The sequence below is a fragment of the Bacillus sp. FSL P4-0290 genome (assembly GCF_037975435.1).
Classification (GTDB): Bacteria; Bacillota; Bacilli; order Bacillales; family Bacillaceae; genus Bacillus; species Bacillus subtilis.
This window is the reverse complement of the sequence record NZ_CP150253.1, coordinates 20,116-32,500: the sequence shown is the minus strand read 5'-3', so window position 1 is coordinate 32,500 and position 12,385 is coordinate 20,116. Positions and strand designations below refer to the sequence as shown.

The following is a 12,385-nucleotide window of genomic DNA, read 5'->3' as shown; positions in this document are numbered from 1 at the left end:
CAACGTGCGTGGGTTCGGGCCTCCATTCAGTGTTACCTGAACTTCACCCTGGACATGGGTAGATCACCTGGTTTCGGGTCTACGACCACGTACTCATGCGCCCTATTCAGACTCGCTTTCGCTGCGGCTCCGCATCTTCTGCTTAACCTTGCACGGGATCGTAACTCGCCGGTTCATTCTACAAAAGGCACGCCATCACCCGTTAACGGGCTCTGACTACTTGTAGGCACACGGTTTCAGGATCTCTTTCACTCCCCTTCCGGGGTGCTTTTCACCTTTCCCTCACGGTACTGGTTCACTATCGGTCACTAGGGAGTATTTAGCCTTGGGAGATGGTCCTCCCGGATTCCGACGGAATTTCACGTGTTCCGCCGTACTCAGGATCCACTCAGGAGAGAACGAAGTTTTGACTACAGGGCTGTTACCTCCTATGGCGGGCCTTTCCAGACCTCTTCATCTACCTCGTTCCTTTGTAACTCCGTACAGAGTGTCCTACAACCCCAAGAGGCAAGCCTCTTGGTTTGGGCTGATCCCGTTTCGCTCGCCGCTACTCAGGGAATCGCATTTGCTTTCTCTTCCTCCGGGTACTTAGATGTTTCAGTTCCCCGGGTCTGCCTTCTCATATCCTATGAATTCAGATATGGATACCACTCCATTACGAGTGGTGGGTTTCCCCATTCGGAAATCTCCGGATCAAAGCTTGCTTACAGCTCCCCGAAGCATATCGGTGTTCGTCCCGTCCTTCATCGGCTCCTAGTGCCAAGGCATCCACCGTGCGCCCTTTCTAACTTAACCGTTAAAAAGAATCACTATGTGATATCTTGTGTTACTAATTGAATGTGATGTCTACTGTTATCTAGTTTTCAAAGAACACGTTGGTGGAGCCTAGCGGGATCGAACCGCTGACCTCCTGCGTGCAAAGCAGGCGCTCTCCCAGCTGAGCTAAGGCCCCGTTATATAAGATGGTGGGCCTGAGTGGACTCGAACCACCGACCTCACGCTTATCAGGCGTGCGCTCTAACCAGCTGAGCTACAGGCCCATCTTAACTTATTCAAGGAACAAAGTTCCTTCAAAACTAAACAAGACAGGGAACGTTCTGTTTATAAGACCCAAGGTCTTATATTCCGTAAAATATCCTTAGAAAGGAGGTGATCCAGCCGCACCTTCCGATACGGCTACCTTGTTACGACTTCACCCCAATCATCTGTCCCACCTTCGGCGGCTGGCTCCTAAAAGGTTACCTCACCGACTTCGGGTGTTACAAACTCTCGTGGTGTGACGGGCGGTGTGTACAAGGCCCGGGAACGTATTCACCGCGGCATGCTGATCCGCGATTACTAGCGATTCCAGCTTCACGCAGTCGAGTTGCAGACTGCGATCCGAACTGAGAACAGATTTGTGGGATTGGCTTAACCTCGCGGTTTCGCTGCCCTTTGTTCTGTCCATTGTAGCACGTGTGTAGCCCAGGTCATAAGGGGCATGATGATTTGACGTCATCCCCACCTTCCTCCGGTTTGTCACCGGCAGTCACCTTAGAGTGCCCAACTGAATGCTGGCAACTAAGATCAAGGGTTGCGCTCGTTGCGGGACTTAACCCAACATCTCACGACACGAGCTGACGACAACCATGCACCACCTGTCACTCTGCCCCCGAAGGGGACGTCCTATCTCTAGGATTGTCAGAGGATGTCAAGACCTGGTAAGGTTCTTCGCGTTGCTTCGAATTAAACCACATGCTCCACCGCTTGTGCGGGCCCCCGTCAATTCCTTTGAGTTTCAGTCTTGCGACCGTACTCCCCAGGCGGAGTGCTTAATGCGTTAGCTGCAGCACTAAGGGGCGGAAACCCCCTAACACTTAGCACTCATCGTTTACGGCGTGGACTACCAGGGTATCTAATCCTGTTCGCTCCCCACGCTTTCGCTCCTCAGCGTCAGTTACAGACCAGAGAGTCGCCTTCGCCACTGGTGTTCCTCCACATCTCTACGCATTTCACCGCTACACGTGGAATTCCACTCTCCTCTTCTGCACTCAAGTTCCCCAGTTTCCAATGACCCTCCCCGGTTGAGCCGGGGGCTTTCACATCAGACTTAAGAAACCGCCTGCGAGCCCTTTACGCCCAATAATTCCGGACAACGCTTGCCACCTACGTATTACCGCGGCTGCTGGCACGTAGTTAGCCGTGGCTTTCTGGTTAGGTACCGTCAAGGTACCGCCCTATTCGAACGGTACTTGTTCTTCCCTAACAACAGAGCTTTACGATCCGAAAACCTTCATCACTCACGCGGCGTTGCTCCGTCAGACTTTCGTCCATTGCGGAAGATTCCCTACTGCTGCCTCCCGTAGGAGTCTGGGCCGTGTCTCAGTCCCAGTGTGGCCGATCACCCTCTCAGGTCGGCTACGCATCGTCGCCTTGGTGAGCCGTTACCTCACCAACTAGCTAATGCGCCGCGGGTCCATCTGTAAGTGGTAGCCGAAGCCACCTTTTATGTTTGAACCATGCGGTTCAAACAACCATCCGGTATTAGCCCCGGTTTCCCGGAGTTATCCCAGTCTTACAGGCAGGTTACCCACGTGTTACTCACCCGTCCGCCGCTAACATCAGGGAGCAAGCTCCCATCTGCCCGCTCGACTTGCATGTATTAGGCACGCCGCCAGCGTTCGTCCTGAGCCAGGATCAAACTCTCCGATAAAGTAGTTTGACTGACTACGCACATCACTGTGCGATTTTTAAAAACTGAATTAACAGGTACGTTTTGTCTTGTTTAGTTTTCAAAGAACTTTGTTTACCGCTCGTTTAAGCGACTTTATTATCATAACATTTACCGTCGCTACTGTCAACATTTTTTTAACATTTTCTTTTCAAAAAAGCTGTTCGTCATCAGCGACGTATACTAGAATAACACCTTCGGTTGTCTAAGTCAATACATAATATCAATTAAATGATAAATTGCTTAATAACGACTAACGCAGCTATTCCGGGTATTCCTAAAATTCCGCTGATAGCTGTTGTAACCAGATTAATCGGCACATGAATGCCAAGACTGCCGCCAAACATATTTACACAAACCAGCAGCAAAGCACCTGCCACAAATTTAACAGCTGTGATGCCAATCCACTTTAAAGGCTTCGCAGCTGAACCTGATAAAAAAAGAAGAATAACCAGTCCTAAAATAATCCCAATAATAAAAATAGGCTCCATGAATCTTCTCATCTCCTTCGCTTGTTCTAGTACAAGCTTATGAGAAGATCCAGGAGTTTAGACCACTTACTTCCACCGGCTGATTTTTAAATTTCGCTGCTTCGCTTCCCTTAAGTAAAAAAAATACTTCGCTTCAGCTACTTTCAGTTCGTATAACACTTCAGCAGACGGTTCTAAGCTTTTTTCAACCAGCTTTTTTTGCCTGTTCCACTCTTCCTTTTGTTTAAAAAGCTGCTCGGTTAGTTTTTCATCAAACTCTCTTCTTAATGTTTTCTTGCGAAGAAAACCCATGGATCGCTTTTTCCTCCTTACAATTCACGTCTTCCTTCAAGTGCTTTAGAAAGAGTGACCTCATCAGCATATTCCAAATCACCGCCGACGGGCAGTCCGTGGGCAATACGGGAGAGCTTAATACCAGACGGCTTGAGGAGCCTTGATATATACATCGCCGTTGCTTCCCCTTCTATATTAGGGTTTGTCGCGAGGATCACTTCTGTCACTTGATCATCCTGTAATCGTTTTAACAATTCTGGTATTTTAATATCCTCCGGTCCGATGCCGTCCATTGGAGAAATAGCGCCGTGAAGAACGTGATACTGTCCATTGTATTCCTTCATTTTCTCCATAGCGATAACATCCTTAGGGTCTTGCACAACACAGATAACAGACTTATCCCTGCGCGTATCTTCACATATATAGCAAGGGTCCTGATCTGTAATATGCCCGCAAACTGAACAATATGTCAGGTTGCGTTTCGCATTTACTAATGCTTTCGCAAAATCTAATACTACATCTTCTTTCATACCTAGAACAAAAAAAGCCAGACGAACCGCTGTTTTCGGTCCGATCCCTGGCAATTTCATAAAGCTGTCAATCAGCTTTGATATTGGTTCAGGATATTGCATGTTCTTTTATCCCCCTAGAATAAACCTGGCATGTTCATTCCCTTTGTAAATTGACCCATTGTTTCGTTTGTGATTTCGTCAACTTTTTTCAAAGCTTCATTCGTTGCAGCAAGCACTAAATCTTGAAGCATATCAATATCTTCAGGATCAACGACTTCTTCTTTGATGATAACATCCAGGATTTCTTTTTGGCCGTTTGCTTTTACTGTTACCATACCGCCGCCTGCAGTTCCTTCAACAACCTTTTCTGCAAGCTCTTCTTGAGCCTTCGCCATGTCCTTTTGCATTTTTTGCATTTGTTTCATCATTTTTTGCATATTACCCATTCCGCCACGCATAGCATTCACTCTCTTTCATTTTGTTAGTCTTTTATTTCAATTAAATCCGCTCCAACAAGCTTTTTCGCTTCGGCAATAAGCGGGTCTTCTTCAGCCGGTACATTTGATCCTTCATTTTCCTGCTGATGATCTTCTAAAAATTCTTCTCTTATTTTACCCCATTGTGCTTCTGGAACGCCAATCAAATCCATTCTTTTTCCGAGCATCGATTCTAAAATCTGTTCAAGATTAGTCCGGACTCCGTTGTTATCCTCAGCGACCATTTTACAATGAATTTCATATTTGAATTTCAGAACAAATGCCGCCGATCCGGCAGCCACAGGTTCACTGTCATTCAGCAAAGCGGCATGTGATACTTTGTTTTGCTGTTTGAGATGAGCAAGAAGCTTGCCCCAACTGTTTCTGAGCAGATCAAGATCCGGTCTTGTGGCTTCCTTCAAAATCTCATGAATTCTGCCTACTGGCGCTTTGTAATTGGATTTCCCGCCCTTTGGCACACGCGGCGCTTCTTTTTTCGGGCTTTCCGCAGCTGCTTTTATGCCCGTTGTTTTGAGCCGCTCTACTTCCTGTTCGAGCTGCTGGATTTTTTTCATCAGCATATCCACTTCCGGGAGATCAGCAGCAGATTGATGTGAGGTTTGGCAAATCTTCACAACGGCCACTTCGAAAAAGATACGCGGATGATTTGTCCATTTCATTTCCTGATGGCTCTTGTTCAGAATATCAATCATTTCATATAGGGCCTGAGCCGGAATTTGTTCACTTAGTTCCCGGAACGTTTCATCGACTTTTACTTTCTCAAGCACTCCCTCTAAGCCAGGGGCTGTTTTGTACAGCAGCATGTCCCTGAAATAGAAAATCATATCTTCTATCAGCTTAGCTGGATCTTTTCCTTGCTGAAGCAATTCATTTAATGTTTCCAGTGCGTCAGAAACGTTTTTATCATGCAGGGATTGTGCAAGCTTCCCGATATATAATTGAGAAACAGCACCCGTAATTAAAAGCGCATCTTCGACTTTCAGGATATCGCCGCTGAATGATATGGCCTGATCAAGAAGGCTCAGGGCATCCCTCATCCCTCCGTCTGCAGCACTCGCGATGATATCCAGCGATCCTTCCTCCACTTGCAGCTGTTCAGCATCAACAATTTTATTCATGCGGCCTACAATCGCTTGGGAGGTAATTCGTTTAAAGTCAAAACGCTGACATCTAGAGATAATGGTTAAAGGAATTTTGTGCGGTTCAGTTGTTGCTAATATGAAAATACAATGCTCAGGCGGCTCTTCTAATGTTTTTAGTAATGCATTAAAAGCGCCGATAGAAAGCATATGCACCTCATCTATGATATATACCTTATATGTGACGGCCGATGGGGCAAACTTCACTTTATCGCGAATGTCACGAATCTCATCAACACCGTTATTAGAAGCGGCGTCAATTTCTATGACATCGGATATTGACCCGTTTGTTATCCCTTTACAGGCCGCACATTCGTTGCATGGCTCATCAACAGGAGCATGTTCACAGTTGACAGCCTTAGCAAATATTTTGGCTGCACTGGTTTTTCCGGTTCCTCTTGGCCCGGAAAACAGATAGGCGTGAGAAAACTTTTTTTGCAAAAGGGCATTTTGCAGCGTTTTTGTAATGTGTTCTTGTCCGACCACATCTTCAAAGCGCTGAGGCCTGAATACTCGATATAAAGCTTGGTAACTCACGGGTTTGCCCTCCTCCGTTATTCATCATTCCCATTATACATGAACCTTGTTTCGATTCCAAAAGCTCTTTTTACATAACAAAAAACTCACCTAATGTTAGGTGAGTCTGAAAATTTGATGATTGATTTACCGTGCACCTTCTGTCGATTCGCTACCCTAAGCGTTACTTAAGCAGTTAGCTCGGCCCAGGCAACCCTGCGGCACATGAGAGGTTTCACTTAATGCTGCTTCCTTCCGGACCTGACATGGTTCATGAATTCCCATTGCGCAGGACCCAAACGTCAACACCACTTACTTAAGGCAGGCCTTAAAGTAAACGAACCTCGAGAAGGGATTCGGCCCTGCTAGAGCGGATTGCAGGTACAGGGCACCGCTACCTCCCCGCTTAGCACGGCAAAATAAATATCAAATTTTATGTTGCATCTATTACGATGCACACTTAAGTATATCTGTTTCCCCTAAAAATTGCAACCGTACTATTCAGACAAGTTTTTCCTGGCGGCTTTCTTCTTTTTTCTTAGTTCTCTGAAAAACGCACTGAGCATTCCGCCGCATTCTTCCTCAAGTACACCGCTCACCACTTCAGCCTGATGATTAAAGCGTTCCTCCTGGAGAAGGTTCATTAGCGTGCCTGAACAGCCGCCTTTCGGATCAAATGCGCCAAAAACCACTTTTTCCACTCGAGAAAGTACGACTGCACCAGCACACATTGGACAAGGCTCAAGCGTCACATAAAGAGTCGCACCTTCCAGCCGCCATGTTCCCAGTGCCTTACACGCTTCATCAATCACAAGCATTTCTGCATGGGCAATAGATCGTTGCTCAGTCTCTCTTAAATTATGTGCACGCGCTATAATTTCATCATTAACGACAAGCACCGCACCTATTGGCACTTCACCTTTCTCTTCAGCCTTTTTCGCTTCTTTAATTGCTTCTTTCATATAAAGTTCATCTTGTGTCATAAGGATAAGCTCTCTTTTCAAAGTTTTTTCATTGCCTAAAAAGGCTACATATTAACTATAACTGAAACGGAAAGGAGACTGTCGATTGTCCAAAGCAGATACAGCCCTTCTCATTGTAGACATGATCAATAATTTTGAATTCGATATGGGAGAAACCCTCGCTAAAAAAACAGAAAAAATCGTTCCTCATATTTTATCATTAAAGGAGCACGCGAGACAAAATGAATGGCCGATTATTTACATCAATGATCATTATGGACTTTGGCAAGCTGACATTAAAAACATTCAGCAAGAATGCACAAATGAAAGAAGCAAGGATATCATCACTAAGATAGCCCCGGAAGATGCTGATTATTTTTTAATCAAACCAAAACATTCCGCTTTCTACGAAACTGCACTTCACACCCTTCTTACTGAGTTGCAGGTGAGACATATTATCTTAACAGGTATAGCCGGCAATATATGTGTGCTGTTTACCGCTAATGACGCTTATATGAGGGAATACAGCATCACGATTCCTAAGGACTGTATCGCGTCAAACAGTGACGAAGATAACGAATTCGCCTTAACTATGATGGAGAATGTTCTTTTCGCAGAAATTACGACGGAAGAACAAATTACAGAAAAATAAACATGATCAGCGCTTTTCTTTCATACATTGATAGCGATATGAAAGGAGGCGTTTTTCATTCAAATTTATGTGGTAAAACAAGGCGACACTCTTTCTGCTATCGCTTCACAATACAGAACAACCGCAAATGACATCACTGAAACGAATGAAATACCGAATCCCGACAGCCTTGTTGTCGGACAAACCATTGTCATTCCAATAGCCGGCCAGTTCTATGATGTGAAGCGAGGTGATACCCTGACATCTATCGCCCTGCAGTTCAATACAACGGCAGCCGAGCTCGCAAGGGTTAACCGCATCCAGTTAAATACCGTGCTTCAGATTGGTTTCCGTTTATACATCCCACCAGCTCCTAAACGAGACATCGAATCAAATGCTTATTTGGAGCCCCGAGGAAATCAAGTCAGCGAAAATCTCCAGCAGGCGGCCAGAGAAGCGTCGCCCTACTTAACGTACCTTGGCACATTCAGCTTCCAGGCACAGCGGAACGGAACCTTAGTCGCACCGCCTTTAACGAATTTAAGGAGCATTACAGAAAGTCAAAATACAACATTGATGATGATTATAACGAACCTAGAAAACCAAGCATTCAGCGATGAACTTGGCCGGATCCTTTTGAACGACGAAACTGTAAAAAGACGGCTTCTAAATGAAATAGTCGAGAATGCCAGAAGATATGGCTTCCGTGACATTCATTTCGACTTTGAATATTTGCGGCCCCAGGATAGAGAGGCCTATAATCAATTCCTCCGCGAAGCAAGAGATCTTTTTCATCGAGAGGGCTTAGAAATTTCTACGGCTCTTGCTCCTAAAACAAGTGCAACACAGCAGGGCAGGTGGTATGAAGCTCATGATTACAGGGCACATGGCCAAATTGTCGACTTTGTTGTTCTCATGACATATGAATGGGGCTATAGCGGCGGGCCGCCTCAAGCGGTTTCTCCAATTGGACCTGTCCGTGATGTCATAGAATATGCTTTGACTGAAATGCCTGCGAACAAAATTGTCATGGGCCAGAATTTATATGGATATGACTGGACGCTGCCATATACAGCAGGGGGAACTCCGGCAAGAGCAGTAAGCCCTCAGCAAGCCATTGTCATAGCTGATCAGAACAATGCTTCCATTCAATATGACCAAACCGCTCAAGCTCCTTTCTTCCGCTATACTGATGCAGAAAACAGAAGGCACGAGGTATGGTTCGAGGATGCCCGCTCGATTCAAGCAAAATTCAATCTGATTAAAGAGCTGAATTTAAGAGGCATCAGCTATTGGAAGCTGGGTCTTTCCTTTCCACAAAACTGGCTGCTGCTGTCTGATCAATTTAATGTTGTCAAAAAGACGTTTCGATAATTTGGAAACGTCTTTTTTTCATGGGGGCACCCAAGGGTTGTGATACAATATGAAGGTCGGTAACTGACGCACGTTTTTCAGATATAAGGAGGATTCCGATGAATACAGCCCCTTTTATTGCAATAGAAGGTCCTATCGGGGCAGGAAAAACAACTCTCGCAACGATGCTCTCACAAGAGTTCGGATTCCCTATGATCAATGAGATTGTAGAGGATAACCCGTACCTTGATAAGTTTTATGACAATATAGAGGAATGGAGCTTCCAGCTCGAGATGTTTTTTCTTTGTCACAGATACAAACAGCTTGAAGACACCAGTGATCACTTTTTAAAAAAGGGACAGCCTGTAATAGCTGATTATCATATTTATAAAAATGTGATTTTTGCGGAACGCACCTTGTCTCCACATCAGCTGGAAAAATACAAAAAGATATATCACCTGCTAACGGATGATCTGCCAAAGCCGAATTTCATCATTTACATAAAGGCCAGTCTGCCTACATTGCTACACCGCATTGAAAAACGCGGGCGCCCCTTTGAGAAAAAAATTGAAACTAGCTATTTGGAGCTGCTGATTTCAGATTATGAAGTCGCCATCAAGCAGCTGCAGGAAGCAGACCCTGAACTTACAGTGTTAACCGTAGATGGTGATTCAAAGGATTTCGTTTTGAATAAGAGCGACTTTGAACGCATTGCCGCCCATGTAAAGGAGCTTATCGTATGAAGGAACATCATATCCCTAAGAATTCAATTATTACAGTAGCAGGAACAGTAGGTGTCGGAAAATCGACTTTAACAAAAACTTTAGCTAAACGGCTTGGATTTAAAACATCTTTGGAGGAAGTCGATCATAATCCATACTTGGAAAAGTTCTATCATGATTTTGAACGTTGGAGCTTTCACCTTCAAATTTATTTCTTAGCTGAACGCTTCAAAGAACAGAAAACAATTTTTGAAGCCGGCGGAGGTTTTGTACAGGATCGTTCGATTTATGAAGATACAGGAATTTTCGCAAAAATGCATGCTGATAAAGGGACAATGTCAAAGGTTGATTATAAGACTTACACAAGCCTTTTCGAAGCAATGGTGATGACACCGTATTTCCCACACCCAGATGTGTTGATCTATTTAGAAGGAGATCTGGAGAACATTTTAAACCGGATTGAACAACGCGGCCGCGAGATGGAGCTTCAGACAAGCAGGTCTTATTGGGAAGAAATGCATACACGCTACGAGAACTGGATAAGCGGTTTTAATGCCTGTCCTGTTTTAAAACTTCGCATTGAAGATTATGATCTTCTGAACGACGAAAACTCGATTGAAAATATTGTAGATCAAATTGCTTCAGTTATTCATGATAATCAAAAAAAGTGAATCTCAGTCGAGATTCACTTTTTCTTTAAAATAAAAAATCCGCCGCACCGAATGCAACGGACAAAACAATCTCCAATATATGCTTGTGTTTCATTAGAATTAAAATCAATATGGCGGAGGAAGAGGGATTCGAACCCCCGCGGGCTTTGACACCCCTGTCGGTTTTCAAGACCGATCCCTTCAGCCGGACTTGGGTATTCCTCCGTATCGACAAGACTTACTATATCACGTATGTTCTCGTGTGGTCAAGCATTTTTAAAAACTTTTTTTGTTTTTATGAAAATGCCGTGTTTACATAAGCAAAAAGGCGCACCTTGTCAGGCACGCCTTTCCATAATTTACGGTTTCATTACTTCTCTATTCCCCATATAAGGACGAAGCACTTTCGGAATCACAACGCTTCCGTCTTCCTGCTGATAATTTTCTAAGATAGCAGCAACTGTTCTTCCAACCGCCAGTCCTGAACCGTTCAGTGTGTGTACATGCTCAGGCTTGCCTTTCGCTTCACGTCTGAAACGAATATTCGCACGTCTCGCCTGGAACGCTTCAAAGTTGCTGCAAGAAGAAATTTCTCGATATGTGTCTTGGCTCGGAATCCAAACTTCGATATCGTATTTTTTCGCAGCCGTAAAGCCTAAGTCACCCGTACACATGCTCATGACACGGTATGGAAGCTCAAGCAGCTGAAGAACCCGTTCTGCTTGGTTTGTAAGCTTCTCTAATTCTTCATAAGAATCTTCAGGCTTCACAAACTTTACAAGCTCAACTTTATTAAATTGGTGCTGACGAATTAATCCGCGTGTGTCACGTCCTGCTGAACCAGCTTCAGAACGGAAGCAAGCACTGAATGCCGCATAGTTGATCGGCAGGCTGTCACCTGAAAGGATTTCATCGCGATGCATGTTTGTAATCGGCACTTCCGCCGTTGAAATTAAGAAATAATCTTCTTCTCTGATTTTAAATGCATCCTCTTCAAATTTAGGAAGCTGTCCTGTTCCCGTCATGCTTGCGCGGTTTACCATATATGGCGGGATCACTTCAGTGTAGTTATACTCATCCACATGCAGATCAAGCATAAAGTTATAAAGTGCACGCTCCAGACGAGCACCTAAGCCTTTATAGAACACGAAACGGCTTCCTGTTACTTTGGCAGCACGTTCAAAATCCAGAATACCCAGCTCATCCGCAATATCCCAGTGCGGCTTCGGCTCGTAAGAAAATGAAGGCTTTTCACCCCATTTACGCACTTCTACGTTGTCGTCTTCTGTTTCACCGACAGGTACAGACTCATGCGGAATATTTGGGATTGAGAGAAGGATTGTATCAAGCTCAGCTTCCACTGTTCGCAATTCTTCATCAAGCTTTTTAATTTCCTCGCCGACTTCACGCATTTCTTTAATAATGTGATCCGCGTCTTTTTTCTCACGCTTCAGCACAGCAACCTGCTGAGAAACTTCATTTCGTTTTCCTTTTAACTCTTCTACCTTGCCGATAAGCTCTCTTCGTCTATCATCCAGCGCCTCAAACTTATCAAAATCAGTTAAGTCTTCGCCTTTGTGTACAAGCTTTGCTTTAATTTCTTGAAAATTTGCTCTCAGCATTTTCGTATCAAGCATGCGAAACACTCCTTTTTTTATTGATTTGTCGAAAATAAAAAGAGCCCTCATCCCCATAAAGGGACGAGAGCTCTCGCGTTGCCACCCTGATTGAAAACAAATCAAAGACTCGTTTTCCACTTTCAAACATAACGGTTATCCCGTAAATGCCTACTTGTTTCAGCATTTCGCTCAAGGATGGATTCAGACAGCATCTTTCACCGATTCGCACCAACCATCGGCTCTCTTAGAAAGAGAGGCTCCCTACTAGTTCCTATCAACGCTTTTCGATCTTTATTTGTGCTTATAATGT

At 44.6% G+C, this 12,385-nt stretch carries 11 protein-coding genes, 3 tRNA genes, 2 rRNA genes, 1 other RNA gene and 1 other annotated feature (1 of these 18 cut by a window edge); of the genes, 4 read left to right on the top strand and 13 right to left on the bottom strand.

Translation table 11 applies throughout. The annotated features are described in order from the left end of the window. The 11 genes from MKY10_RS00170 to tadA all read right to left on the bottom strand — a co-directional run. Nucleotides 1-795, bottom strand: a 23S ribosomal RNA gene (locus tag MKY10_RS00170) (it extends 2,133 nt beyond the left edge of the window). An 81-nt stretch (nt 796-876) separates the two neighbouring features. After that, nucleotides 877-952 (bottom strand) — tRNA-Ala (locus MKY10_RS00165). Between the two features lie 11 nt (nt 953-963). Beyond that, nucleotides 964-1,040, bottom strand: a tRNA-Ile gene (locus MKY10_RS00160). A gap of 102 nt (nt 1,041-1,142) precedes the next feature. Then, a 16S ribosomal RNA gene (locus MKY10_RS00155) occupies nt 1,143-2,692 on the bottom strand. Together the 16S and 23S rRNA genes with 2 tRNA genes alongside form the textbook arrangement of a ribosomal RNA operon. A 245-nt stretch (nt 2,693-2,937) precedes the next feature. Next, nucleotides 2,938-3,201, bottom strand: a complete 264-nt coding sequence (bofA, locus tag MKY10_RS00150; protein WP_003225421.1) for a sigma-K factor-processing regulator BofA — start codon at nt 3,199-3,201, stop codon at nt 2,938-2,940. A 66-nt stretch (nt 3,202-3,267) separates the two neighbouring features. Then, nucleotides 3,268-3,492 (bottom strand): YaaL family protein, encoded by a 225-nt coding sequence (locus tag MKY10_RS00145; protein ID WP_003242387.1) that lies wholly within the window; start codon nt 3,490-3,492, stop codon nt 3,268-3,270. Between the two features lie 17 nt (nt 3,493-3,509). After that, complete coding sequence (gene recR, locus MKY10_RS00140) at nt 3,510-4,106, bottom strand: recombination protein RecR (RefSeq protein WP_003225425.1); 597 nt, start codon at nt 4,104-4,106, stop codon at nt 3,510-3,512. Nucleotides 4,107-4,120: 14 nt separating this feature from the next. Continuing rightward, nucleotides 4,121-4,444 (bottom strand): YbaB/EbfC family nucleoid-associated protein, encoded by a 324-nt coding sequence (locus tag MKY10_RS00135; protein WP_003225427.1) that lies wholly within the window; start codon nt 4,442-4,444, stop codon nt 4,121-4,123. A 23-nt stretch (nt 4,445-4,467) separates the two neighbouring features. Then, nucleotides 4,468-6,159 (bottom strand): DNA polymerase III subunit gamma/tau, encoded by a 1,692-nt coding sequence (dnaX, locus tag MKY10_RS00130; RefSeq protein ID WP_015253021.1) that lies wholly within the window; start codon nt 6,157-6,159, stop codon nt 4,468-4,470. 129 nt (nt 6,160-6,288) lie between these two features. Beyond that, nucleotides 6,289-6,553: signal recognition particle sRNA large type (gene ffs, locus MKY10_RS00125), an RNA gene on the bottom strand. A gap of 82 nt (nt 6,554-6,635) precedes the next feature. Further along, nucleotides 6,636-7,121 carry a tRNA adenosine(34) deaminase TadA gene (tadA, locus tag MKY10_RS00120; protein ID WP_003226784.1) on the bottom strand — a complete coding sequence of 162 codons (486 nt, stop codon included), beginning with the start codon at nt 7,119-7,121 and terminating at the stop codon, nt 6,636-6,638. 85 nt (nt 7,122-7,206) lie between these two features. Here tadA and MKY10_RS00115 point away from each other — a divergent pair, with 85 nt between their 5' ends. From MKY10_RS00115 to dck, 4 genes are all read left to right on the top strand, one after another. Beyond that, complete coding sequence (locus tag MKY10_RS00115) at nt 7,207-7,752, top strand: isochorismatase family cysteine hydrolase (protein WP_003226786.1); 546 nt, start codon at nt 7,207-7,209, stop codon at nt 7,750-7,752. A 69-nt stretch (nt 7,753-7,821) separates the two neighbouring features. After that, nucleotides 7,822-9,105, top strand: coding sequence for a glycoside hydrolase family 18 protein (locus MKY10_RS00110; protein ID WP_048655278.1), 1,284 nt, complete (start codon nt 7,822-7,824; stop codon nt 9,103-9,105). A gap of 98 nt (nt 9,106-9,203) precedes the next feature. Beyond that, a complete protein-coding gene (gene dgk, locus MKY10_RS00105) occupies nt 9,204-9,827 on the top strand; it encodes a deoxyguanosine kinase (protein WP_339226034.1) in 624 nt (207 codons plus the stop codon). Then, nucleotides 9,824-10,477, top strand: coding sequence for a deoxyadenosine/deoxycytidine kinase (gene dck / locus MKY10_RS00100; RefSeq protein ID WP_003226792.1), 654 nt, complete (start codon nt 9,824-9,826; stop codon nt 10,475-10,477). Before dgk ends, dck begins: the two co-directional genes overlap by 4 nt. A gap of 111 nt (nt 10,478-10,588) precedes the next feature. Here the strand turns inward: dck and MKY10_RS00095 are convergent. Both MKY10_RS00095 and serS read right to left on the bottom strand, forming a co-directional pair. Further along, a tRNA-Ser gene (locus MKY10_RS00095) sits at nt 10,589-10,681 on the bottom strand. A 134-nt stretch (nt 10,682-10,815) separates the two neighbouring features. Next, complete coding sequence (gene serS, locus MKY10_RS00090; RefSeq protein ID WP_048655279.1) at nt 10,816-12,093, bottom strand: serine--tRNA ligase; 1,278 nt, start codon at nt 12,091-12,093, stop codon at nt 10,816-10,818. A gap of 56 nt (nt 12,094-12,149) precedes the next feature. Further along, nucleotides 12,150-12,362, bottom strand: a binding site (T-box leader). Nucleotides 12,363-12,385: the final 23 nt, after the last annotated feature.